Here is a 26603-nt window from a genome sequence, read left to right on the forward strand (position 1 = left end):
CCGCGTCAGGTGCGCCGGGCATCGTAGTAGGCGGTGCACTCGGCGTACGACGGCAGCAGTCCCAGCCGTTCGGCCTCGGCCAGCGTGGGCGCGGTGGTGTCCTTCGGCGAGGTCAGCGGTTCGATGCCGGCCGGCCAGGCGATGCCGAGCGCCGGGTCGAACGGGGAGATGCCGTGCTCGCGCTCGGGGGCGTACCCCTCGGAGCAGAGGTAGTTCACCGTCGCGTGGTCGGTGAGGGCCATGAAGGAGTGCCCCAGGCCCTCGCCGACGTACAGCGCATGGCGGTTCTGGTCGTCGAGGCGCACCGCCTCCCACTGCCCGAAGGTCGGCGATCCCACCCGGACGTCCACCACGACGTCGAGCACCGCGCCGCGTACGCACTGGAGGTACTTGGCTTGTCCCGGTGGCACCTCGGCGAAGTGGATGCCGCGCAGGGTGCCGCGGCGGGACACGGAGCAGTTGGCCTGCACCAGCCGGAGGGCGTGACCGACGGTCTCCCGGAACTCCTCGCCGCGGTACCACTCGTGGAAGTCGCCGCGGGCGTCCTCGAAGACGGCCGGCTCGACGACCCAGCTCGGGCCGATGCCCAGGGGGCGCATCATGTGCTCATCTCCCGTGTCGATTCGGCGCGCACCAGGTCGGGCAGCGCCGCGGCGAGTGCGGCACGCCAGTCGCGGATGGGTGTGAGCGGGCCGGGCGCCCAACCCTCGTGGCTCAGCACGCCGTACGCGGGGCGCGGGGCGGGCCGGCACAGGGCACCCGCCGGGACCGGCCGGATCCGGCGGGGGTCGGCGCCGAGCAGCCGGAAGACCTCGCGGGCCAGTCCGTACCAGGTGGTCTCCCCCGCGCTCGTGGCGTGGTGGAGGCGGGTGGTGAGGCTGCCCGCCACGGCCGCCCTGCCGAGCCGCACCAGCAGGTCGGCGAGGTCGGCGGTCCAGGTGGGCTGGCCACTCTGATCGCAGATCACGTCGAGGGTGTCGCCGGTGCGCGCGGCCCGGACGAGGGTCCGTACGAAGTTCGGCCGCCCCGCGCCGTAGAGCCATGCGGTGCGCACGATGTGGCCGTGCTCCGGGGCGGTGGACAGGACGGCGCGTTCGCCGGCCAGCTTGGTGCGGCCGTAGGCGTTGCACGGCCCGGTCGGGTCGTGTTCCCGGTAGGGGCGGGTGCCGTCACCGGGAAAGACGTAGTCGGTCGACAGGTGCAGCAGCCGGGTGCCGGTGTCGCGGCAGGCCGCCGCGAGGCGGGCGGGGCCCTCCGCGTTGATGAGGAGTGCCTCCCGCTCGTGTGCCTCCGCGTCGTCGACCGCGGACCAGGCGGCACAGTTGACCAGTACCGCGGGGCGGTGGGCGGCGATCATTCGCCGCACCGCCCCGGTGTCGGTGATGTCGAGCGCGTCGCGGCCGGGCGCGAGCACGTCCTCACCGTCCCGGCGCAGCTGGGCCACGAGGTCGTGGCCCAGCAGTCCCGAGGCGCCGGTCACCAGCCAGGGCACGCTCACCGGGCCGCTCGGGGCAGCAGCGGCTCCCACCAAGTCCGGTGCTCGCGGTACCAGCGGACGGTCTCGTCGAGGCCGGTGGCGAAGTCCTTCCGCGGGCGGTAGCCGAGTTCGTCGCGGATCCGGCTCCAGTCGACCGAGTAGCGGCGGTCGTGGCCCTTGCGGTCCGCGACGTGCTCCACCCGGTCCCAGTCCGCGCCGCAGGCGTCGAGCAGCAGGCCGGTGAGCGCCTTGTTGGTCAGTTCGGTGCCGCCGCCGATGTTGTAGACCCGGCCGGGCACACCGCCGGTGCGCACCAGGTCGATGCCGGCCACATGGTCGTCGATGTGCAGCCAGTCCCGGATGTTGAGGCCGTCCCCGTACAGCGGCACGGTGCCCCCGTCGAGCAGGGAGGTGATGAAGCGGGGAATGAGCTTCTCGGGGAAGTGGTGGTGGCCGTAGTTGTTGGAACACCGCGTCACGCGTACGTCGAGGCCGTGCGTGCGGTGGTACGACAGGGCGAGCAGATCGCTCGACGCCTTGGAGGCCGCGTAGGGGGAGTTGGGGTCCAGCGGCGCCTGCTCCGTGGAGCTCCCGACGGGTACGGAGCCGTAGACCTCGTCGGTGGAGATGTGCACGAAGGTGCTCGCACCGGTGCGCAGCGCGGCATCGAGCAGGGTCTGGGTGCCGGTGACGTTCGTCCCGACGAAGGCGGCGGCGCTCTCGATGGAGCGGTCCACATGCGACTCCGCCGCGAAGTGCACCACCTGGTCGTGCCGTCCGACGAGGTCGTTCACGAGGGGGGCGTCGCGGATGTCACCGTGGACGAAGCGGAACGCCGGGTGGTCCCTGACGGGGTCGAGGTTCGCGGGGTTCCCGGCGTAGGTCAGGCCGTCGAGCACCGTGACCCGGACGTCGCCGGGCCCCTGCGGGCCGAGCAGGGTGCGCACGTAGTGGGAGCCGATGAAACCGGCGCCACCGGTGACGAGGATCTGGGTGGTCATGAGGAGATCTGCACCTTGCTGTGGTCGCCCAGGACGAGCCGGTGCGCCGCGGGGGCGCGGGGGGCGGGGGTGACTTCGACATTGCGGCCGATCAGGGAGGCCTCGACCCGCCGGACGCCGGTGATCGACGAGCCGGGCAGCACGATGGAGTATTCGATCTCGCTGTCCTCGATGCGGCAGCCGTCGGAGACCGAGGTGAACGGGCCGACGTAGGAGCCGGTGATCTCCACACCGGAGCCGATGACCGCCGGGCCGACGATGCGGGAGCGGCGGACCACGGCGCCGGGCGCGATCCGCACCCGTCCGATGATGGTGGTGCTCTCGTCGACGTCGCCCGCGACCATCGGTTCGACGGTCTCCAGGACGGTGCGGTTGACCTCCAGCATGTCGTCGACGTTGCCGGTGTCCTTCCAGTAGCCGGAGATCGTCGCGGACCGTACGTCGAGGTTGCGGTCGATCAGCCACTGGATGGCGTGGGTGATCTCCAGTTCGCCGCGGTCCGAGGGTTCGATGGCGCGGACGGCTTCGTGGACGGCCGGGGTGAAGAGGTAGACGCCGACGAGCGCGAGATCGCTCTTGGGCTTCCGCGGCTTCTCCTCCAGGCCCACCAGGCGCCCGTCCTGGTCGAGTTCGGCCACCCCGAAGGCGGTGGGATCGGGCACCCGGGTCAGCAGGATCCGGGCGTCGGGGCGGTCGGCCCGGAACTCTTCGACCTGCTCGGTGATGCCGCCGACGATGAAGTTGTCGCCGAGGTACATCACGAAGTCGTCGTCGCCGAGGAAGTCGCGGGCGATCCGCACCGCGTGGGCCAGGCCCAGCGGTGCGGTCTGGGCGATGTAGGTGAGGTCCAGCCGGTCCGCGTAGCCGCCGCTCTCCACGGCGGCGCGGATCTCGTCGGCGGTGTCCCCGACGACGATGCCGATGTCGGTGATGCCGGCCTCGGCGAGGGAGTCGAGGACGTAGAAGAGCACCGGTTTGTTGGCGACGGGCAGCAGCTGCTTGGCCGAGGTGTGGGTGATCGGCCGTAGTCTGCTGCCGGTGCCTCCGGCGAGGACAAGGGCTTTCATGTCCACGAAACGACCGTTCTGTCGTCGATGTGGCCGAGGATGCCCGCGACCGTGGTGCGGCGGCTGCCGGCCGCGGTGTTGGGTTCCACCGCGTGGATATGTCCGCCGTTGAAGACGTAGATGTCGCCGGCGTTGATCTCGATCCACTGGCGCTCGATGCCGTCGAGGGTGTCCATGGGGTAGGGCGACCCGAGGTGGTGCAGGCCCAGCCGGCGCTTGCTGGCCTCGTCCGGCTGGATGTTCCACACCGCGAGCCGCCCGCCGTCGCCGTTCTCCAGGCATATGTTGAGCGCGGCGATGTGGTGGTCGAGCACCCGCTGGATCTCGAAGTCCGCCTGTCCGGGTTCGGTGCACTGGGAGCTGTCCTCGTGCGGGTCGAGCGTGTACTGTCCCGCGCCGTGCCAGGACCGCAGCAGTCCCCGGCAGGCCGGGCGGCCCTCGTGGCGGGCCTGGCGCACGGTCACGCCCTCGGGCGCGAGGGCCTTGGCGAGGCCCTCGTAGAACCCGCTCAGCGGGTCCTCCGGGATGTCGAGGACGCGCTCCAGCGCCGGGGCGGTCCGCTCGGACTCGTCCAGGTACTCCGCGGTGGTCTTGTGGTAGTGGTACGTGCCCAGGTAGTAGCTCGGCGCGACGGAGACCCGCCGCATCCGGTCCGGGCTGTCCCAGAAGCGCTCGGAGAGCCGGGCGCAGGTCTCCGTGGCGACCACGTTCCGGAAGACGACGCCCGCGCTGCGGCCCTGGAGGACGTCGATGACGGCCTGCGGTTCGAAGGTGGTCAGCTCCCGGAAGCGGAAGTAGTCGGCGTCGCCGCTCCAGCCGGTGAGCCGCCGCCCGTCGGCGGTGGATCCCGCCGTGGCGGTGGTGGTCGTGCTCATGTGCGTGTTCCTCCCTGTGTGGTCAGTGCGCGGGGCCGGCCGTGAGCGCCAGTCGCACGACCTCGCAGATCCGGTCGACGTCGGCGGGGGTGACGGCCAGCCCCGAGGGCAGCACCAGCACCCGCTCGGCCAACTGCTCCGTACCGGGCAGCGGCAGCGGCTGGTGGGTCTCGGAGCGCAGGGCGTAGGGGCGCATCCGGTGGCAGCCCGGGTGGAAGTACTTCTGGGCGACGATGTTCTCCGCGTGCAGCAGGCGCAGCAGCTGATCGCGGCCGGTCCCGGTGACGGCGGAGTCGATCTCCATGACGACGTACTGGTGGTTGCTGCGCTCCCCCGCTCCCGGCGTGCGCAGCCGCACGCCGGGGAGGCCGGCGAGACCGGCGCGGTAGTGCTCGAAGCGCAGCACGTTCGCCGCGATGATCTCGTCGATGTGCTCGAGGGCGGTCAGCCCCATGGCGGCGGATATCTCGTTCATCTTGGCGTTGGTGCCGTGGGTGAGCACCTCGCGTCCGGGGCCGAAGCCGAAGTTGCGCATCCGGTCGACGGTTTCGGCGAGTGCGGGGTCGCTGGTGGCGACCGCGCCGCCCTCGAAGGCGTTGATGAACTTGGTCGCGTGGAAGCTGAAGATCTCCCCGTCCCCGAGGCTGCCGACCGGCCGGCCGTCCACCGCGCTGCCCAGGGCGTGCGCGGCGTCGTAGAGCAGGGCCAGTCCGTTTTCGTCGGCGACCCGCCGGAGCGCGTCGGTGCGGCAGGGCCGGCCCCAGAGGTGGACGCCGACGATGCCGCTGGTCCGCGGGGTGATCAGTTGCTCGACGTGTCCGGGGTCCAGGGTTCCCGTGTCGGGGTCGATATCGGCGAACACCGGCGTCATGCCCTGCCATTGGAGGGCGTGGACGGTGGCGACGTAGGTGAAGGACGGAACGATCACCTCGCCGCTCAGGCCCCGGGCCCGCACCAGCACTTCGAGGGCGGCGGTGCCGCTGCTGGTGGCCAGGACGTGGGCGGCGCCGGTCAGCTCGCGCAGCCGCTCCTCGAATTCCCGTACCAGGGGGCCGTTGTTGGTGAGCCAGCCTCGGTCGAGTGCCTCCTCGATGCGCCGGAACAGGCGCTTGCGGTCGGGGATGTTGGGCGAGCCCACATGCAGCGGACGGTCGAAGGCCGGTCTGCCCCCGAAGAGCGCCAGGTCACGGCTTCCTGGTGCGGTCCTCTGGGTGACGCTGTCATGCGTGGTCGCCTGCACGGCGTTCTCCTGACTGTTCGGTGTGGATGCGCTCCAGCACCCGGACCGCCCGCTCGGCGCCGTGCTCGGTCCGCACCTGCCGGGCGAGGCGGGTGGCCGTGCGGGCGAGGTCCGGGTCGGTGACGGCCCGGCGGAGGGCACCGGCGAGGCCGTCGGAGGTGAGGTCGCGCTGCAGGAGGGGCGCCGGTGCGACGCCCGCGGCCTGCAGGTGCTTCGCCCACATCAGCTGCTCCTTGTGGAACGGGCAGCTCACCTGCGGGATACCGGCCTCCAGGGCGGCGTTGAGGGCGCCGGCTCCTCCCGCGTGGACGGCCGCCCGTACCCGTGGCAGCAGCCAGTCGTACGGCACCTCGGTCACGGTGAGGATGTCCGGTGCGGGGCCGGGGATCTCGATGCCGCCCCACCCCGCGACGACCACGGCCCGGACCCCCGCCCGCCGCACCGCGTCCCGGACCAGCCGTCCGGTGGCGCCGGGGTCGGGCGCGAGGGAGCTGCCGAAGCCGATGAAGAGGGGCTTGTCGCCGTCGGCGAGGAAGTCCCGGAGGGTGTCGGGCGGCGTCCAGGCGGTGGCCCGGGGCAGCGACCAGAACCCGGTGGTGTGCACCCAGTCGGGCCAGTCGTCGGCCGGCTGCAGCAGGTGGGGGCTGAAGCCGTGGAGCACCGGGGCCGGGGTGCCGTCGGCGCGGTGCCGGAAGTCGTTGGCGTCCGCGCGCGGCGGCAGGCCCAGGACGTCGGCGCGCCAGGCGGCCAGGGCCCGGGCGGGCAGTGTTTCGAAGGGGTTCTCGTCGGCCCCGGACGGTTGTGGGGCGGAGTAGGTGCGTTCCCAGTACGGGTACGACCGCGAGCGCACGAAGTTCGGGTAGAGGGACGCGAGAACGTGGGGCACGCCGAGTTTCTCGGCGATCTGACCGGCCGCCTCACGGTGATTGTGGGAGTGGACCACGAGGTCGGCGCCGTGCTCGGCCGCGGCATTCCACATGTCGCGGAGTACGGCGGAAAAGGTACGCGGAAAGACCTCGGCGAAGAGTTCCTTCTTGCGTTTCCGGTCCGACTCCGTCATGGCATCGCTGCGTTGGAGGACCTCGCGGAATTCGGGCCGGGTCATGAATTCGATGATTTCGTCGTCCAGCGGTGCGAAAGGGACGCCGTACTTCTCGGCAGCGGGGAGGAACAGCCGGGGAGCGGCGAGGACCGCGGAGTGTCCGGCGCGCTGGAGCGCATGTGCCAGAGCGAGGTAGGGCTCCACGTCCCCACGGCTCCCGTGGCAGTAGACCAACGCCTGCACCATGTCCCCCCGGCGGTAGGTCGATTCGACGTGGATCACCGTAGGAGACGTCGGCGGCCGTTTGCTGGACACGCCCTTGACGCACAACTGCCGCTTCACGCGGAAAGGGCCGCCGGTGTCGCCGGCGGCCCTTTCCCTTTTCCCCGACCGTATTCACGGCTGTTGCCGATTCCGGTCCTCGCGGGTCACGGCATTCCGGTCAGCCCCGGTTCGGGCGCATTGACCAGGACCGCGGTGTTCCCGGCCGGGTGCCGGTTCTCGTAGACCAGTTGGTGCGCCTGGGAGATCTCCTCGAACGGCATGGTCAGGTTCAGGCAGGGGTCGACCCGTCCCGCTGCCACGAGGTTGATGATTGCCCGGGTCTCGCGCACATTCGCCGCGTGCGAGCCCTGCAGGCGTTTCTGGAACATCCACAGGAAGCGCAGGTCGATGTCGCCGTTGTAGCCGCTGGTTCCGGCGCAGGTCACCACCATCCCCGCGTGGTCACAGACGTAGACGGAGGTGGCGAGGGTGTCTCGGCCGGGGTGTTCCAGCACGATCCGCGGTGAGCGGCGCTCGCCGAGGATGTCCCAGATGCGGCGGCCGAACGCCCGCGCTCCCTGCTGCCACCGGCCGAACTCCGCGGTGTCCTCGGCGTTCGGCAGCCGTCCCCAGTGGTCGAAGTCCCGGCGGTTGATGACGCCGCGCGCGCCGAGCTTCAGGCAGTGCTCGGCCTTGTCGTCGTCGGAGACGACGGCGATGGGGATGCCTCCGAAGTGATCGGTGATCTGGATGGCCATCGAGCCGAGACCGCCGGACCCGCCCCAGATCAGCACCGGGTCGTCGGGCTGGACGGTGTGCGGGGCCCAGCCGTTCAGCATCCGGTAGGAGGTGGAGCCGCCGCCGAGGAAGCAGCCGGCCTGTTCCCAGGTCAGATGGGCGGGCTTGGGGTGGCACTGGTACTCGTCGACCACGGTGAACTGGGCGAAGGAACCGAAGTTGAGCTCGTAGCCCCAGGCCCGCTGGGATTTGGAGGCCGTCGGGTCGGTGCCCATGCGGATGTCGGGCGCCGACTCGTCCCATTTGACGCCGGCCACGATGACCTGGTCGCCGACCCGGTACTGGGTCGCCCCCTCCCCCACCGCCCACACCACGCCGGCGCCTTCGGAGCCGGAGATGTGGAAGTCGTGCGGGTCGCCCTGTCTGCGGCGGGCGGCGATGACGTCGGCGGGGGTGCCGAGTCCGGCCCACACACCGTTGTAGTTGACGCCCGCCGCCATGACCATCACCAGGACCTGGCCCCGGCCGACCGGCGGCACCTCGACCGGTTCCACGGCCATCGCGGTGCTGGGCGGTCCGTAGCGCTCGGGGCGGACCAGCGCGGCGTGCATATAGCGCGGTACGTCGCCGAGCGGCGGGATCTCGCCGATGTCGTAGATCTCCCGGGTCATCGGGTGCCCTCCTCGTCCTTGTGGTGGCGCAGCCGGCCGGAGACGAGCTGGCCGATCTCGGCGAGCGGGCCGGGCAGCAGCATGTCCTCGTGCCGGCAGGGCACGGTGTGCGTGTGCAGCCGGCCGTCGACGTACGGCTGCCAGCGGTCGGCGCCGGGGCGGCCGTCGGGCCGGTTCTCCCCGGCGGTGATGAGGAGGGCATCGCCGTGGAACGCCTTGGGGGTGAAGGCGTGGCGCAGGGCGAGGTTGCCGCGGTAGGTGTCCAGGACCGTGCCGAGATGGTCGGCGAGCAGGTCGGTGAGCGGGTTGCCCTGTGCGCGCAGGGCGTCGGCGACCGTGTCCGGTGTGAGCGGCTCGTCCCGCCGTTCGCCGGTGCCGAGGTTCGCGGCTTCCAGCAGGGCACGCATCAGGTCCTCGCCGGCCGGACCGGCCGGTGCCGACCCGGGGTTCTCGACCGGGAACGAGTCGAGGATCGCCAGGAGTCCGACCTGGTCGCCGTCCGCCTGGAGGCGTACCGCGACGGCGTGTGCCACCAGTCCGCCGAACGACCAGCCGAGCAGGTGGTACGGGCCGGACGGCTGCACGGTCCGCATCTGCTCGACGAAGTGCTCGGCGATCTCCTCGATGCTGCCCGGCGCGTAGCCCGGGGTGCCGAAGGCGCGTGCCTGCAGGCCGTAGACCGGGTGGGTGTCCGGTATGTGGCGCAGCAGTCCGGCGTAGCGCCAGCTCAGGCCGCCTCCGGCGTGGAAGCAGAACAGCGTGGGCGCGGTCCCCCGGGCACGCAGCGGCAGCAGCACCTCCAGTCCGTTGTCCTCGTCCGGGCCGATCCCGGCCTCGAGCCGCTGCGACAGTCCGCGCACCGACGGTGCGGTGAACAGGGCCTGGACGCTCAGCCCGGAGCCGAGGACCGCGCGGATCCGGCTGACCAGGGACGCGGCGAGCAGCGAATTGCCGCCGAGCAGGAAGAAGTCGTCGTCGATGCCGACCTCGGGGACCCCGAGGGCGTCGGCGAACAGGGCGCACAGCACTTCTTCCTGGGGGCTGCGCGGCCGGTTCCGGTGCTCCGCCTGCTGTTCGGGGGCGGGCAGCGCCTTGCGGTCCAGCTTGGTGTTCGCGGTCAGCGGCAGCGCGTCGAGCACGACGAGCGCGGAGGGCACCATGAACTCCGGCAGTTTCCGGGCCAGTTGGTCCTTCAGCGCGGCCAGGTCGGGCGCCGGGGCACCGGCGTCCGGCACCACGTATCCGACGAGTCGTTTGTCACCGGGCCGGTCCTCGCGCACCAGCGCGACGGCCTGGCCGATGCCGGGGTACGCGCTGAGGGCGACCTCGACCTCGCGCAGCTCCACGCGGAAGCCGCGCAGCTTGACCTGTTCGTCGACGCGGCCGACGAACTCCATGAGGCCGTCGGAGCGCCACCGGACCAGGTCGCCGGTGCGGTACATCCTGGTGCCGGGCTCGCCGTAGCGGTCGGCGACGAACCGTTCGGCGGTCATGGCCGGGTTGTTCTCGTAGCCGCGGGCGACGCCGGAACCGGCGAGGTAGAGCTCGCCGACCACCCCGACCGGTACGGGTTCGAGGCCGGGGCTGAGGACATAGGCCCGGGTCTCGTCCAGCGGTGCGCCGATGGGGACGCTCTCCGGCACCTGGTCGCCGGGGCGCATGGAGTGGCGGGTGGAGAACACGGTGGTCTCGGTCGGGCCGTACCCGGCGGTGACGACGGTGTCGGTGACGGCCGCCAGGGCGTTGCGCACGGCGTACGCGGGGACCACGTCGCCGCCGGTGCGGACCTCGGTCAGACCGGCGAAGCACTCCGGGTGGCTCTCGGCGAGCAGCCGGAAGAGGCCGCCGGAGGCCCACAGTCCGGTGATGTTCTCCTGGACGACGAGCCTGGCGATCGCTTCCAGGTCGACCTTGCCCGGGGGGGCGATGACGACTTCGCCGTGGTTGAGCAGCGGCACCCACCATTCCAGGGTGGAGACGTCCCAGGCGTGCGGGGAGTGGAAGAGCACCCGGTGGGTGCGGTCCAGCTGCCACCAGTGGTCGGCGGCCAGCTCCACGACATTGCGGTGGCTGACCGCGACGCCCTTGGGCACACCGGTGGAGCCGGAGGTGTAGATCACGTAGGCGAGCTGGTCGGGCAGGACGACGACATCCGGCGCGGTGTGCTCCTGTACCGCCAGGCGCGGGTCGCCGTCGACGGCGACGACCTCGGTCCGGTCGCCGAGTTTCGCCGTCCAGTCCGCAACCCTGCCCGCGTCGGTGAGCAGGACCGGCGAGGCCGTCTCGGCGAGCAGCAGCCGGACCCGCTCGTCGGGGTAGTCGGGCTCCAGCGGCACATAGACCCCGCCCGCCTTCAGTACCGCGAGGGCGGCGACCAGGAGTTCGGTGGAGCGGTCGAGCAGCACTCCGACGCGGGTCTCGGGGCGTACGCCGAGGCCGGTCAGCAGCCGCGCCAGCCGGTTGGCCTCCTCGTCCAGTTGACGGTAGGTCAGCCGCTGGTCGCCGAGGCGGACCGCGAGGTCGTCGGGGCCCTGGGCCACGGCGTCGGCGAAGGCGCGGAGCATCGTCGGCGGGCCGGCCGGCAGGGTCAGCGGGCCGCCGTTCCAGCCCTCGACCAGGTGCGCACGCTCGTCCGGGGCGAGGACGTCCAGCGCGCCGACGGCCTTGCGCGGAGTGGCGCCGATCTCCTCCAGCAGACGCACCAGGCGGCCCAGCAGGCGCTCCACGGTCGGCGCGTCGAAGAGTTCGGGCCGGTAGTCGAGCCGGAGGCGGAGGCCATCGGTGCCGAGGGAAGCGATCAGGGAGAGCGGGTAGTGCGCGGCGGCGCGGCCCTCCACCGCCGTGGCGCGCAGCGCGGTGGGCTGCTGCTCGCCCCCCGTGGGCACGGGGAAGTTCTCGTACACCATGAGGGTGTCGAAGAGTTCCCCGAGGCCGGTGTGCTGCTGGATCTCCGCCAGGCCGAGATGGTGGTGGGCGCTGAGCGCGGTCTGTTCCTCCTGGAGCCGGGCGGCGAGCGCCGACCAGCTCTCGGACAGGTCCAGACGGACCCGGACCGGCAGTGTGTTGATGAACAGTCCGACGATGGACTCGATGCCGGGGATCTCCGGCGGGCGGCCGGAGACGGTGGTGCCGAACACCACGTCGTCCCGGCCGAGCAGCCGTCCCAGCAGGACGGCCCAGGCGCTCTGGAGGACCGTGCTGAGCGTCACCGAGGTGTCGACGGCGTGGCGCTGCAGCGCCGCCGTCAGATCGGCGGAGAGCTGGTGGGAGACGTCCAGGGGAAGCGCGGTCGGGGCGCCGGCGCCGGCCGGGGCGAGCAGCGTCGGTTCGGTGACGCCGGACAGGGCCTCGCGCCAGGCCTCCCGGGTCGCCTCGGTGTCCTGGGCGGCCAGCCAGTCGAAGTAGGTGCGGTAGGGGACGACGGGCGGCAGGGCCGTCCGGTCGTCGCCCCGGTGGTAGAGGGTGACGAGGTCGCGCAGGAACAGCGGCATGGACCAGCCGTCGAGCACGATGTGGTGCTTGAGGATCAGCAGGCGGTGCCGGTCGGCCCCGAGGCGGATCAGCACGAACCGGACCAGCGGCGGGGTGGCGAGGTCGAAGCGCTGGTTGCGGGCCTCGTCGGTGAGCCGCGCCAGCTCGGCACGCCGGGTGGCCTCGTCCTGTGCCGTCAGGTCCACCTCGTCCCAGGCCAGCCGCACCCGCGACTGGATGACCTGGACGGCCTGGCCGCCGGGACGGCGGTGGAACCAGGCGCGCAGGTTCGGGTGGCGCTCCAGCAGGGCCTGTCCGGCATTCCGCAGGGCGTCGACGTCCAGCGGGCCTTCCAGGTCGACGGCCATCTGCATGGCGTAGACGTCGGGCCCGCTGTCGGCGTAGAGCGCGTGGAAGAGGAGCCCCTCCTGCAGCGGGGAGAGCGGGAGCACGTCCTCCACCCCGCCCGGCCGGGCCTCCAGTTCGTCGATCTCGGTCTGGGTGAGCTGGACGAGCGGGAGGTCGGAGGGGGTGAGGCCGCCGGAGGGGGCGGTGCCCGCGCGGGCCGCGAGGGCGTGCAGCGCCTCGGTCCAGGTGTCCAGCAGGTCCTGGATCTGGTCCGGCGCGAAGAGGGCGTCCGGCCAGGAGACCGTGGCGTTCAGCCGCGGTCCGTCCCCGGACTCCCGGGTGACCGCGCTGACCTCCAAAGAGTGGGCGAACGGCATCCCGTCGTCGGAGGCGACGACCCGGGCGTCCATCCGCGATTCACCGCGCCAGCCGTCGGCGGGCCCCGCCGACGGGGCGCTCAGCGCGGCGGAGTGGGTACGGCCCAGGTAGTTGAAGCCGATCTGCGGGGCGTCGTACTGCGCCAGCAGACCCGCGGTGTCGGGGTTGAGGTAGCGCAGCAGGCCGTAGCCCAGGCCGTTGTCCGGTATGCCGCGGAGCTGCTCCTTGATGTGCTTGAGCGCCGTCCCGGCGGCGGCCCCTCCGGCGAAGGCCTGGCCGGCGTCCACGGCGCCCGGGTCCAGGCGTACCGGGTGGATGCTGGTGAACCAGCCGACGGTGCGGGACAGGTCGATGTCCTCGGCGATCTCCTCCCGGCCGTGGGCCTCGAGGTCGACCAGGACCGAGCGCTCGTCGCCCCAGCCGTTGCGCTCGCGCCAGCGGGCGACGGCGAGGGCGAACCCGGTCAGCAGCACGTCGTTGATCTGTGCCTGGAACTTCTCCGGCACCTCGGTGAGCAGCGTGTGGGTGAGTTCGGTGGGGAGGGTCACCGACAGGTACCGCGCCGTGGCCCGGGTGTCACGGGCGGGGCGGAGCCGTTCTGCGCCCAGGCGCGGGTCGGGGTGGTCGAGGATCCCCGTCCACAGGTCGAGTTCGGTGGCGCGCTCGGGGTCCTGGCCCTCGGCGAGCAGCAGTTGGGCCCAGCGCCGCAGCGAGGTGCCGACCGGTGCGAGCTCCGGCGTGCCGCCGGCCGCCGCCGTCTCCCAGGCGGCTGCCAGGTCCGGCAGCAGAATGCGCCAGGAGACGCCGTCCACGACCAGGTGGTGCGCGACGACCAGCAGCCAGCCGGACCGGTCCGAACCGCCGTCGAACCAGACCAGTTCGAGGACGGCCCCGGACTCGGGGTCCAGTCGACGGCGGGCCGCCTCGCCCTGCTCGTCGACCAGGGCGGTCAGGGCCGGATCGGTCGGGTCGTCGGGCAGGCCGCTCACGTCGACCCGGGTGATCCGGTCCGCCGCCCGGACGGCGCCCCGGGCCTGGACGTTGAGTCCCCAGGTGACACCGGTGCCGGAGCCGGCCAGCTTGACGCGGAGCGCGTCGTGGTGGTCGAGCAGCGTCTGCACCGCGAGGGTCAGGGCGCGCTGCCCGAGGCCGGGCACGCGCAGCAGGACGGCCTGGTTGAGGCCCTGGATCGGGCCGCGGCGCTGGGCGAGCCAGCGCAGTACCGGGGTGGAAGGGACCGCGCCGACTCCGTCATCGGGGCGGGCGGTCCGTTCCTGCTCGGTCTCCTTCGCCGCGGGGGCGAGTTCGGCGACGGTCTGGTGCCGGAAGACGTCGCGGGGCGCCAGCGCCAGCCCCGCCTGCCGGGCCCGGCTCGCCACCTGGAGCGCGGAGATGCTGTCACCGCCCAGGGCGAAGAAGTTGTCGTCCACGCCGACCTGGGGCAGGGCGAGCACCTCGGCGATCACCCGGCAGAGGATCTCCTCCCGTCGTCCCCGCGGACCGCGGGTGGCGACGGGGGCCGCTGCGGTGGCGGCCGGGGCCGGGAGTGCCGCCCGGTCCACCTTGCCGTTGACGGTCAGCGGGATGCGGTCGAGCACGACCAGCACGGACGGCACCAGGTACGCCGGCAGGCTCTCCGCCAGCCGGGCGCGCAGGCCGGCGGTGTCCAGGCCCGCGCCCGGCACCGGCGTCAGATATCCGGCGAGCCGCTGGTGGCCGGGCTCGTCCTCACGGACGACGGCGACGGCCTCGCCGACACCGGGGCAGGACAGCAGGGCCTCCTGGACCTCGCCGAGTTCGATGCGGTACCCGCGGATCTTGACCTGGTCGTCGGCGCGTCCGACGAATTCCAGGGTGCCGTCGGGGCGGTGGCGCACCACGTCACCGGTGCGGTACATCCGGGTACCGGCGGGGCCGAACGGGTCGGCGACGAACCGCTCACCGGTCAGCGCGGCCCGGCCGAGGTAGCCACGGGCCACCCCCGCCCCGGCGACGTACAGTTCACCGGCCGTGCCGGCGTCCACCGGCCGGAGGCCGTCGTCGAGGACATAGGTCAGGGTGTTCGGCAGCGGACGCCCGATCGAGGGCACCCCGTCCTCGGCGAGGAGGGGGCCTGCCATGGTGCACGAGACGGTGGTCTCGGTGGGTCCGTAGGCGTTGAACATTCGGCGTCCGGGGGCCCATTGGGACACCAGGCCCGGCTGGGCGGCCTCGCCCGCGATGGTCAGGGTGCGTATCGAGGGCAGGCTGTCGGGCGAGAGCCTGCTGAGCACGGCGGGCGGCAGCGTCGCGTGCGTCACACCGTGGGCACGGATGAGGTCGGGCAGCTCGGCGACCTGGTCGAGCATGTCGGCCGGGCCGAGCACCAGGCAGGCTCCCGCGCTGAGCGGGGTGCAGATCTCGGACATCGCGGCATCGAAGCTCAGCGAAGCGAACTGCAGCACCCGGCTGCCGGGGCCCATGGCGTACGGCTCGATACGCGCCTGGACCAGGTTCGGGATGCCGCGGTGTTCCACGACGACGCCCTTGGGGCGGCCGGTGGAGCCGGAGGTGTAGATGACATACGCCGGGGTCCGCGCGGTCAGCGGCGCCGTCCGGTCGGCGTCGACGGGATCGGCCTCCGGGCTTCCCGCGAGCGCGGCCACGGTGTCCGCTGCGTCGAGGACGATCCGGGCCCGCTCCGGGGAGTCCGGCAGGCTGCCGACGGCCTCGGTGGTGGTGAGCACCAGGGACGGGCGGGCGTCGTCGAGCAGGTAGCCGATCCGGTCGGCCGGGTAGGCGCTGTCCACCGGGAGGTAGGCGGCACCGGACTTCAGGACCGCCAGCACCGCCACGATCATGTCGACGGACCGCGGCACCATCAGCGCGACCACGCTCTCCGGCCCGGCGCCGCGTCCGATCAGCAGATGGGCCAGGCGGTTGGCCCGGGCGTTGAGCTCGGCGTACGAGACCGTCTCGGCCCCGCACACGACCGCCGGGGCCCCGGGTGCGCCGGCCGCCTGTGCCTCGATCAGCTGCGGGACCAGCGGCTCCGGCAGCGGGCGGCCGATGCCGTCGCACTCCTCCGCACGCTGGGGGTGCTCTTGCGTGTTCACACTCTCCGCCTCTCCGGCCACTTCCGCGGCCACCGCTCCGACCGGCCGGTCGGGGCGGGCCGCCACTGTCTGGAGCAGCCGCACAAAGGCGGCTGCCATCGCCTCGACCGTCGAACGGTCGAAAAGGTCCTTCGCAAAGGCGAAACTGCCCGTCATGCCCGCCGCGGCGCCCTGCTCCGTGAGCTGCTCCGACACCCGAACCGACAGGTCGAACTTCGCCCGTCCCGGCCCCTCGGCGGACGGCGCTTCGATACCGCCCACGCTGCGCAGGCCGTCCAAATCGGCTTTCGCGCGGGAGAAGTTGTCCAGCACGAGCATCACCTGGAACAACGGATGGTGCGCCAGGGAACGCGGGACCCGCAGCCCGTCCACGAGCCGCTCGAACGGCACGTCCTGGTGCGCGTACGCGGCCAGGTCGGTCTCCCGGACCCGGGCCAGCAGCTCACGGAAGGTGGGGCTGCCCGAGGTGTCGGTGCGCAGCACCAAGGTGTTCACGAAGAAGCCGACCAGCTCTTCGGCCGCGGCGTCCCCGCGCCCCGCCACGGGGGTGCCGATGGGTACGTCGCATCCCGCGCCCCGTCCGGTGAGCAGCGCCGCCAGAGCGGCCTGCAGCACCATGAACACCGTCGCGCGGCCGGACCGGGCCAGCTCCCGCAGCCGGCCGTGCAGCTCGGCGTCCAGGGCGAAGGGGACCAGGCCGCCGTGGTGACTGGCCTCGGCCGGCCGCGGCCGGTCACCGGGCAGCGGGAGCACGTCGGGGAGCCCCGCCAGCGCCTCGGTCCAGTAGGCCAGTTGCCGGGACGCCTCGCTGTCGGGGTCGCCTTCGGCCCCGAGGAGTTCACGCTGCCACAGAGCGTAGTCCGCGTACTGGACGGGGAGCGGCTCCCACCGCGGGACCCCGCCGGCACGCCGCGCCGTGTACGCCTCGCTGAGGTCGCGCACCAGGGGACCCATCGACCAGGCGTCGCCGGCGATGTGGTGGAGCACCAGTACCAGCACGTGGTCGTCGGGCCCGAGGACCAGCAGGGTGGCCCGCAGCGGGAGGTCCGTGTCGAGCCGGAACCCCTCGTGGCGTGCGGCGGTGACGGCCGCTTCGATCTCGGAGGCGTCGATCGGTATGACGTTCAGCGGCGGACGGGCCACCGCGGCGTCGAGCACGACCTGCCGGGGCTGACCACCGTCCTGCCGGAAGACGGTGCGCAGGCTTTCGTGCCGGGTGACGACATCGGCCAGCGCACCGCGCAACGCCTCCTGATCGAGGACGCCGGACAGCCGGGCGACGAGCGGCAGATGGTAGAGCGGACCGGCTTCCTCCAGTTGGTCGAGGATCCAGAGCCGGCGTTGGGCGAAGGACAGCGGCACGGCCTCGGGCCGCTCACGACGGACGAGTGCCGGGCGCACCGCCCCCGCCGTCCCCTGCTCCGACATGTACGCCGTCAGGCTCGCGACCGTCGGGTTCTCGAACAGTGCACGCACCGGAACCTCACGCCCCAGCGCCGAACGGATCCGCGACACCAACCGCGTCGCCAGCAACGAATGACCACCACGGTCGAAGAAACCGTCGTCGATGCCCACCCGCGTCACACCGAGAACCTCGGCGAACAAGCCGCACAGGATCTCCTCCTGCGGCGTGCGCGGGTCACGGCTCACCACAACGGAGGCATCCGGAGCGGGAAGGGCCTTGCGGTCCGTCTTCCCGTTGGGCGTCCGCGGCACCGAGTCCAGCACCACGACCGTCGACGGAACCATGTAGGCCGGCAGCACACCGGCCGCATGGCGACGCACCGCCTCACCGTCCACGGCGTCGCCGGCCGGGACCACATAGCCCACCAGGCGACGATCCCCTGGCACGTCCTCACGCACCACAGCAACCGCATGCGCCACACCGTCAAAGGAAGCCAACGCCTCCTCGACCTCACCCAGCTCCACCCGAAAGCCACGCAACTTGACCTGGTCATCAGCCCGGCCCACGAACTCCAGCACACCGGCCGCCGACCACCGCACCAAATCCCCCGTGCGATACATCAATTCACCGGGAACACCCGATGCACCGGATCCGCCGGATTCGCGGGAAACGCCGTCCGGATGGGCTCCACCGGATTCGACGAACGGGTCAGCGACAAACCGCTCCGCCGTCAAACCCGGACGCCCCACATAACCCGACGCCACCCCCGCACCCGCCACATACAACTCCCCCACCACACCCGGAGGAACCAAACCCAGCCGACCATCCAGCACATACACCCGGGTATTCGCCATCGGACCACCGATCGCCACCTCACGACCCGCCACCCGAAAACACGTCGACCAAATCGTCGTCTCCGTCGGCCCATACAAATTCAGCACCGAATCCGCACGCGCCACCAAACCCTCGGCCAGCGAAGCATCCAACGCCTCACCACCCACCAACACCCGCACACCCTCAACCGACTCCGGCGACACCTCCAACAACCCACGCCACAAACCCGGCGTCGCCTGCATCACCGACACACCCCGCGCACGCACCACCCGACCCAACTCCACCGGATCACGCACCACATCACGCGAAGCAACCACCACACACGCACCCACCACCAAAGGCAAAAACACCTCCAGCAGCGAAATATCAAAACCGAACGTCGTCACCGCCAAAAGACGATCCCCCGACGCCAGCCCCGTCTCCGCACACATCGACCACAAGAAATTCCGCAACGACCCATGCGACACCACCACACCCTTCGGCCGCCCCGTCGAACCCGACGTATACAACACATACGCCGGATGCACCGGAGAAAGCTCCACGGGCCTGTCCAACTCCGCGGCCGTTCCCACTCCGTCGAGCAGCACCACAGGGCAATCGAGCTCCGGTACCGCACCGACCGTTTCACCCGACGTGAGCACCGCGGCCGGCCGCGCGTCCCCCAGCACGAAAGCAATACGCTCCGCCGGGAAATCCACATCCACCGGCAAAAACGCCGCCCCCGCCTTCACCACACCCAGCATCGCCACCACCGCATCCACCGAACGCGGCACCAACAACGCCACCACACAACCAGGACCCACCCCCAGCCCCGTCAAAACATTCGCCACACCATTCGCCCGAGCATCCAACTCCCCGAACGACAAACAATCCCCACCACACTCCACCGCCACAGCACCCGGAGCCTCCACCACCCGAGACCCGAACCACTCCGGCAACAACCCCACCGGCACCTCACACGACACACCACCCCCACCCGCAACCAACAACTCCCGCTCACCCGGCAACAACACCCCAACCCCGGACACACACCCACCCGGATCAGCCACCATCCCCCGCAACACACCCACAAACCGCCCCAACAACCCCTCCACCGAATCGGCGTCGAAGAGGTCGGCGGAGTATTCGAGGACGCCTGCCATCCCGTCCGGGGCGCCCTCCGACGTACTGCGCTCGCCCAGGCCGAAGGACAGGTCGAACCTGGCCCACCGGCTCTCGGCCCGCTCGGGGGCGACCGTCAGGGACGGCAGCTCCAGCGCGGCGGCCCGGTCGTTCCGGGCGTTCTCGACCGTCAGCGTCACCTGGAAGAGCGGGTGGCGGGTGAGCGACCTGGCCGGGTTCAGCTCCTCCACCAGCCGCTCGAACGGCACGTCCTGATGCGCGTAGGCGGCCAGGTCGGTCTCCCGCACACGGGCCAGCAGCTCACGGAAGGTCGGGTTGCCCGAGAGGTCGGTGCGCAGCACCAAGGTGTTGAGGAAGAAGCCCACCAGGTCGTCGAGCGCGTCATCGGTGCGGCCGGCGATGGGCGCGCCGATGGGGATGTCCGCTCCGGCTCCCAGACGCGACAGCGTGACCGCCAGACCGGCCTGGAGGACCATGAACAGACTGGTGCCCGTAGAGGCGGCCAGGGACAGCAGCTCCTGGTGGAGTGCGGCGTCGAGGGCGAACTCCTGGGTCGCCGCGCGCGGGGTGCCGGCCGCCGGGCGCCGCCGGTCGGTCGGCAGGTCGAGTTCCTCGGGCAGCCCGGCCAGCGTCTCGGTCCAGTACCCGAGCTGGCGGGAGATCTCGCTGTCGGGGTCGTTCTCCTCACCGAGGACCGCGCGCTGCCACAGCGCGTAGTCCGCGTACTGCACCGGCAACGCCGCCCACCGGGGGGCGTCGCCACCGGTGCGGGCGCGATAGGCCGTGGCGAGATCGGTGGCGAGGGGGCGCCAGGAACCGGCGTCGCTGGCGATGTGGTGCAGTACCAGGACCAGCAGGTGGGTGTCCGGTCCGGTGGCGACCAGCGCGGCCCGCAGCGGCGGTTCCTCGGTGAGGTCGAAGCCCCGGGAGGTCAGCCCGTCCAGCAGGGTGTGCGGGTCCTCGCCGGCCGTCGTCGCGTCGGTCAGGTCCAGCGGGGGCGCCCAGGTGTCCAGGACGACCTGACGCGGTTCTCCGTCGACGTCGGGGAAGACCGTGCGCAGGGTTTCGTGGCGGTGCACCACATCGTGCACGGCGGCGCGCAGGGCGTCGCGGTCCAGCGTGCCGTGCAGCCTCAGCAGGACCGGCACGTTGTAGAGCGAGCTGCCGGTGTCGAGCTGGTTGAGGAACCACAGACGGCGCTGCGCGTACGACACGGGGACCTGTTCGGGCCGGGCGGCCGGGACGAGCGCCGGGCGGGCGTGCCCGGCGTCGTCGAGCAGCCGGGCGAGTGCGGCCACCGTCGGTGCCTCGAACACGGCGCGCAGCGGGAGCTCGACACCGAGGGTGGTGCGGACCCGGTTGGCGAGCCGGGTCGCCAGCAGGGAGTGGCCGCCGAGGTGGAAGAAGTTGTCGTCGATGCCCGCCTGGCCGACGCCGAGCACCTCGGCGAAGAGGCCGCAGAGGATCTCTTCCTGGGGGCTGCGCGGCGCGCGTCCCACCGGGACACGGGTGAGGTCCGGGGCGGGCAGCGCCCGGCGGTCCACCTTGCCGTTCGCGGTCAGCGGCAGGCCGTCGAGGACCACCACGTCGTTCGGGACCAGGTAGGCGGCGAGCGAGCGCGCGAGGTGCGCGCGCACCGCGGCGGGGTCGAGCCGGGCACCGGCGTCGCCCCGTGTGCCGTCCGGGACGACGTACGCCACCAGACGCCGGTCGCCCGGCCGGTCCTCGCGCACCGCGACGGCGGCGGAACCGACGCCCGTCATGGTCAGCAGCGCCGACTCGATCTCGCCCGGCTCGATCCGGAACCCCCGGATCTTGACCTGGTCGTCGGCCCGGCCGAGGAACTCCAACACCCCGTCGGCGGTCCAGCGGGCCCGGTCGCCGGTGCGGTACATCCGCGCTCCGGACGGGCCGTACGGGTCCGCCACGAACCGCTCGGACGTCAGCGCCGGCCGGTTCGCGTAGCCGCGTGCGAGCCCGTGCCCCGCGACGTACAGCTCCCCCACGGTGCCGTCCGGAACGGGCCGCAGCCGGCCGTCCAGCACATAGACCGCGGTGTTCCGCATCGGCCTCCCGAGCGGTACCGGGCCCCGGTCGGCCGGTGTTCCCGGCGCGGTCCAGTGGTCGAGGCAGCCGATCGTCGTCTCGGTCGGTCCGTAGTGGTTGACGAGCGTGAGGTCGGGTCGGCTCTCGCGCCAGGGGGCGAGTTGCTCACCGTGCACGGCCTCGCCGCCGGTCATCAGCACCGCGTCCCGGGCGAGGACGTCCGGCAGCAGTTCGAGCACCGGCAGATGGCTGGGGGTCGCCTTCAGGAAGGTGAGTCCACCGGGTACGTCGAGGCGTTCGTCCAGGTCGGCGACGTACAGGCAGCCGCCGGCCAGCAAGGTGCCGTAGAGCGTGGTCAGACCGAGGTCGAAGGAGAGGGACGAGTGCAGCAGCGTCCGGCCGGACAGCCCCGGGTACACGGCGGCGGCACGCACGGCGTAGTCGACGAGCGACCGCTGCTCGATGATCACGCCCTTGGGGGCGCCGGTGGAGCCGGAGGTGTAGACGACGTACGCCGGGTGGGCGAGCGAGACCGGTGCCGGGCGCTCGGCGTCGGAGGGGGCTTCGGGGGACATCCCCCGCAGGCCGGCCCCGGTCTCCTCGGTGTCCAGGACGAGGAGGCTCTCGGGTCCCCCCGCCAGACTCGGCACCCGCGCCAGGACCTCCTGGGTGGTCACCAGCAGGGCCGGGGCGGCGTCCTCGCGGATGAAGTCCAGCCGGGCGTCGGGGTGTTCGGTGTCCAGCGGCAGGTAGGCGGCGCCGGACTTGCCGACCGCGAGCATCGTGACCACCGCGTCGAGGGAGCGCGGCAGGGCGAGGGCGACGAGCGACTCGGGCCCCGCGCCCCGCCGGATCAGCAGTCGGGCCAGCCGGTTGGCGCGGGCGTCGAGCTGCGCATAGGTCAACTGCTGCGCCCCGTGGACCACCGCCGGCGCCTGCGGAGACCGTGCCGCCTGCTGTTCGAAGAGGCGGTGGAGCGGGACCGAGGACGTCTCGTGCGCGGTGTCGTTGCGCGCCACCAGCAGTTCGTGTCGTTCGTCGGCGGTGAGGAGCTCGATGTCGCCGAGGGGACGGTCGGGTTCGACGGCGACGGCCCGGAGCAGGGCGACGAAGCGGCGCACCATCGACTCGGCCGTCGAGCGGTCGAACAGATCGGTGGCGAACACCGCCTGCGCACGCACGCCGTCGGGGGCCCCGTCGACGGTACGGCGCTCGCCGAGGCCGAAGGACAGGTCGAAGCGGGCCACGTCGCTCTCGCGCCGTAGCGGGCTGCTCTCCAGGCCCGGCAGGCTCAGCACGGGCGGTGCGGTGTTCTGCAGGGAGAGCGAGACCTGGAAGAGCGGGTGGCGGGCGAGGGACCGGGCCGGGTTCAGCTCCTCCACGAGCCGCTCGAACGGCACGTCCTGGTGGGCGTACGCGGCCAGGCCGGTCTCCCGGACCCGGGCCAGCAGTTCCCGGAAGCCGGGGTCCCCCGAGGTGTCGGTGCGCAGCACGAGTTCGTTGATGAAGACGCCCACGAGTTCCTCGGTGGCGTCGTCGGTGCGGCCCGCCACCGGCGTGCCGATCGGGATGTCGGTGCCGGCGCCGAGCCGGGTGAGCAGGGCGGCCAGGGCAGCCTGGAACACCATGAAGAGGCTGGCGCCGTTCTGCTGGGCGAGCCTGAGGAGCCTGGTGTGCAGCTGGGCGTCCAGGGTGAAGTCGATGTGGTCACCGCGGTGGCTGCCGGTCGCGGGGCGCGGCCGGTCGGCAGGGATCGCCAGTTCCTCGGGCAGGCCGGCGAGCTGCCGGGTCCAGTGGCCGAGCTGGCGCACGGCGAGGCCGTCCGGGTCCGTCTCGTCGCCGAAGAGTTCGCGCTGCCACAGGGCGTAGTCCGCATACTGGACGGGGAGCGGCTCCCAGTGGGGGGCGCTGCCGGAGAGGCGGGCGGTGTAGGCGTCGGAGAGGTCCCGCAGCAGGGGCCGCATCGACCAGCCGTCGCCGGCGATGTGGTGCAGCACCAGCACCAGGGCGTGCTCGTCCGGACCGAGGGTGAGCAGCGTGGCTCGCAGCGGGGTCTCGGTGGCGAGGTCGAAGCCCTGCCGGGCTGCCTCGTCGACCGCGGCCGTCAGCCCGTCCTCGGTGGTGCGGCCGGTGCGCAGTACGGAGGTGACGGCCTCGGCGGGGGCGAGCAGCAGTTGGCGGGGCTCCCCCGCGCTCTCAGGGAAGACGGTGCGCAGGCTCTCGTGCCGGGTGACGACATCGGCCAGCGCACCGCGCAACGCCTCCTCGTCGAGGACGCCGGTCAGCCGCAGCGCGAGGGACATGTTGTAGTGCGGGTCCTGGGGGTCCATGCGGTTGATGAACCAGAGCCGGCGTTGGGCGAAGGACAGCGGCACGGCCTCGGGCCGCTCACGACGGACGAGTGCCGGGCGCACCGCCCCCGCCGTTCCCTGCTCCGACATGTACGCCGTCAGGCTCGCGACCGTCGGGTTCTCGAACAGTGCACGCACCGGGACCTCACGCCCCAGCGCCGAACGGATCCGCGACACCAACCGCGTCGCCAGCAACGAATGACCACCACGGTCGAAGAAGCCGTCGTCGATGCCCACCCGCGTCACACCGAGAACCTCGGCGAACAAGCCGCACAGGATCTCCTCCTGCGGCGTGCGCGGGTCACGGCTCACCACAACGGAGGCATCCGGAGCGGGAAGGGCCTTGCGGTCCGTCTTCCCGTTGGGCGTCCGCGGCACCGAGTCCAGCACCACGACCGTCGACGGAACCATGTAGGCGGGCAGCACACCGGCCGCATGGCGACGCACCGCCTCACCGTCCACGGCGTCGCCGGCCGGGACCACATAGCCCACCAGGCGACGATCCCCTGGCACGTCCTCACGCACCACAGCAACCGCATGCGCCACACCGTCAAAGGAAGCCAACGCCTCCTCGACCTCACCCAGCTCCACCCGATAGCCACGCAACTTGACCTGGTCATCAGCCCGGCCCACGAACTCCAGCACACCGGCCGCCGACCACCGCACCAAATCCCCCGTGCGATACATCAATTCACCAGAAGGACCGGACTCACCGGATTCGACGAACGGGTCAGCGACAAACCGCTCCGCCGTCAAACCCGGACGCCCCACATAACCCGACGCCACCCCCGCACCCGCCACATACAACTCCCCCACCACACCCGGAGGAACCAAACCCAGCCGACCATCCAGCACATACACCCGGGTATTCGCCATCGGACCACCGATCGCCACCTCACGACCCGCCACCCGAAAACACGTCGACCAGATCGTCGTCTCCGTCGGCCCATACAAATTCAGCACCGAATCCGCACGCGCCACCAAACCCTCGGCCAGCGAAGCATCCAACGCCTCACCACCCACCAACACCCGCACACCCTCAACCGACTCCGGCGACACCTCCAACAACCCACGCCACAACCCCGGCGTCGCCTGCATCACCGACACACCCCGCGCACGCACCACCCGACCCAACTCCACCGGATCACGCACCACATCACGCGAAGCAACCACCACACACGCACCCACCACCAAAGGCAAAAACACCTCCAGCAGCGAAATATCAAAACCGAACGTCGTCACCGCCAAAAGACGATCCCCCGACGCCAGCCCCGTCTCCGCACACATCGACCACAAGAAATTCCGCAACGACCCATGCGACACCACCACACCCTTCGGCCGCCCCGTCGAACCCGACGTATACAACACATACGCCGGATGCACCGGAGAAAGCCGCCGGACTTCCCGCACATCGGCGGCGGGCGCCACCTCGTCCACCAAAACCACCGGGCGCCCGTTCAGTTCGGGCAGGTCCGCCACCACATCACCCGACGTGAGCACCGCGGCCGGCCGCGCGTCCCCCAGCACGAAAGCAATACGCTCCGCCGGGAAATCCACATCCACCGGCAAAAACGCCGCCCCCGCCTTCACCACACCCAGCATCGCCACCACCGCATCCACCGAACGCGGCACCAACAACGCCACCACACAACCAGGACCCACCCCCAGCCCCGTCAAAACATTCGCCACACCATTCGCCCGAGCATCCAACTCCCCGAACGACAAACAATCCCCACCACACTCCACCGCCACAGCACCCGGAGCCTCCACCACCCGAGACCCGAACCACTCCGGCAACAACCCCACCGGCACCTCACACGACACACCACCCCCACCCGCAACCAACAACTCCCGCTCACCCGGCAACAACACCCCAACCTCACCCACACACCCACCCGGATCAGCCACCATCCCCCGCAACACACCCACAAACCGCCCCAACAACCCCTCAGCCCACGAACCGTCGAAGAGGTCGGAGCGGTAGTCGAGACGTGCGTGCAGTCCTTCCGCGGTCTTGGACACGACGAGGGTGAGCGGATAGTGGGTCGCATCGCGGCCGGAGGCACCGACCAGCCGCAGCCCCGAGTCCAGACGGGCGGTCGTGGCGGGGTCGACGGGGTAGTTCTCGACCAGCACGGTGGTGTCGAAGAGTTCACCGAGGCCGGTCTGTGCCTGGATGTCGGACAGCCCGAGGTGCTGGTGGGCGCCGAGTGCGGACTGTTCGTCCTGGACCCTGGTGAGGGCCTCGGCCCAGGTCTCGTCGTCCCGGAGGCGGATCCGTACCGGCACGGTGTTGATGAACAGCCCGACCATGCTCTCCACGCCCGGCACCTCGGCGGGGCGGCCGGAGACGGTGGTGCCGAAGAGGACGTCGTCGCGCCCGGTGAGCCGGCCGAGGAGGGCCGCCCAGGCCAGCTGCACGGCGGTGTTCAGGGTGAGGGCGTGCTCGACGGCGAGGCGGCCGATGCCGTCGCTCACCTCGGCGGGCAGCAGGGTCTCCACCCGCTCCGGCATGCGCGGCTCGCGGCCCGGGGCGGCCGGGGCCAGGAGGGTCGGTTCGGTGACGCCGTCCAGGGCACGGCGCCATGCCCGCTCGGTCGTCGTGCGGTCCTGGCGGTGCAGCCACTCCAGGTAGCGCCGGTAGGGAGTGGCGGGGGCGAGTGCCGCCTCCCCCTTCTCGTAGACGGTGAACACCTCGCGCAGCAGCACGGGAGCCGACCAGCCGTCCAGCAGGATGTGATGGTTCGTCAGGACGAGCCGGTGCAGGTCACGCTCCCGGCGGATCAGGAGGCAGCGCAGCAGCGGAGGTGCCGCGAGGTCGAACCGCCGGGCGCGGTCCTCGTCGGCGAGCCGGGTCAGCTCGGCCTCGCGTTCCTGCGCGGACAGGGCGCTGAGGTCGGCGTCCTGCCAGGGCACGGACACCTCGCGCGGGACGAACTGCACGGGCCTGCCGGAGCGTACGGTCCGGAAGCCGGCCCGCAGGTTGGCGTGCCGGCGCACGACGGTGTCCAGGGCGGCCCGCAGTCGGGCGCCGTCCAGCGGTCCCGCCAGATCGACCATGAGCTGGACGGTGTAGACGTCCGCGCCGTCGCCGTCGTACAGGGAGTGGAACAGCAGTCCCTCCTGCAGGGGCGACAGGGGAAGTACGTCCTCGATACCGGAACGCTGCTGCTTCACA

9 protein-coding genes are annotated in these 26603 nt (G+C 71.7%); all 9 read right to left on the minus strand.

Going from position 1 to position 26603, the window contains the following annotated elements; genetic code table 11:
* Nucleotides 1-5: 5 nt before the first annotated feature.
* The 9 genes from rfbC to Scani_RS09145 all read right to left on the minus strand — a co-directional run bounded on the left by rfbC (nucleotide 6) and on the right by Scani_RS09145 (nucleotide 26602).
* Nucleotides 6-599 carry a dTDP-4-dehydrorhamnose 3,5-epimerase gene (rfbC, locus tag Scani_RS09105; RefSeq protein WP_159475582.1) on the minus strand — a complete coding sequence of 198 codons (594 nt, stop codon included), beginning with the start codon at nucleotides 597-599 and terminating at the stop codon, nucleotides 6-8.
* Nucleotides 599-1498, minus strand: a complete 900-nt coding sequence (rfbD, locus tag Scani_RS09110; protein ID WP_159472115.1) for a dTDP-4-dehydrorhamnose reductase — start codon at nucleotides 1496-1498, stop codon at nucleotides 599-601. The genes rfbC and rfbD overlap by 1 nt, the downstream gene beginning before the upstream one ends.
* Nucleotides 1495-2478 carry a dTDP-glucose 4,6-dehydratase gene (gene rfbB / locus Scani_RS09115; RefSeq protein ID WP_159472118.1) on the minus strand — a complete coding sequence of 328 codons (984 nt, stop codon included), beginning with the start codon at nucleotides 2476-2478 and terminating at the stop codon, nucleotides 1495-1497. Before rfbB ends, rfbD begins: the two co-directional genes overlap by 4 nt.
* Nucleotides 2475-3545 (minus strand): glucose-1-phosphate thymidylyltransferase, encoded by a 1071-nt coding sequence (locus tag Scani_RS09120; RefSeq protein ID WP_159475585.1) that lies wholly within the window; start codon nucleotides 3543-3545, stop codon nucleotides 2475-2477. Before Scani_RS09120 ends, rfbB begins: the two co-directional genes overlap by 4 nt.
* Nucleotides 3542-4420: a 2OG-Fe(II)-dependent halogenase WelO5 family protein gene (locus Scani_RS09125; protein WP_159472121.1), complete on the minus strand. Its 879-nt coding sequence runs from the start codon at nucleotides 4418-4420 to the stop codon at nucleotides 3542-3544. The genes Scani_RS09120 and Scani_RS09125 overlap by 4 nt, the downstream gene beginning before the upstream one ends.
* Before the next feature lie 22 nt (nucleotides 4421-4442).
* Entirely contained in the window at nucleotides 4443-5660 is a 1218-nt protein-coding gene (locus tag Scani_RS09130) for a DegT/DnrJ/EryC1/StrS family aminotransferase (RefSeq protein ID WP_159472124.1), read from the minus strand.
* Entirely contained in the window at nucleotides 5641-7044 is a 1404-nt protein-coding gene (locus Scani_RS09135; RefSeq protein ID WP_159472127.1) for a glycosyltransferase, read from the minus strand. Before Scani_RS09135 ends, Scani_RS09130 begins: the two co-directional genes overlap by 20 nt.
* A gap of 86 nt (nucleotides 7045-7130) precedes the next feature.
* Complete coding sequence (gene ccrA, locus Scani_RS09140; protein WP_159472130.1) at nucleotides 7131-8375, minus strand: crotonyl-CoA carboxylase/reductase; 1245 nt, start codon at nucleotides 8373-8375, stop codon at nucleotides 7131-7133.
* Complete coding sequence (locus Scani_RS09145) at nucleotides 8372-26602, minus strand: non-ribosomal peptide synthase/polyketide synthase (protein ID WP_159472133.1); 18231 nt, start codon at nucleotides 26600-26602, stop codon at nucleotides 8372-8374. Before Scani_RS09145 ends, ccrA begins: the two co-directional genes overlap by 4 nt.
* Between the last annotated feature and the right edge of the window lies 1 nt (nucleotide 26603).

Source organism: Streptomyces caniferus, from assembly GCF_009811555.1.
Taxonomy (GTDB): Bacteria; Actinomycetota; Actinomycetes; order Streptomycetales; family Streptomycetaceae; genus Streptomyces; species Streptomyces caniferus.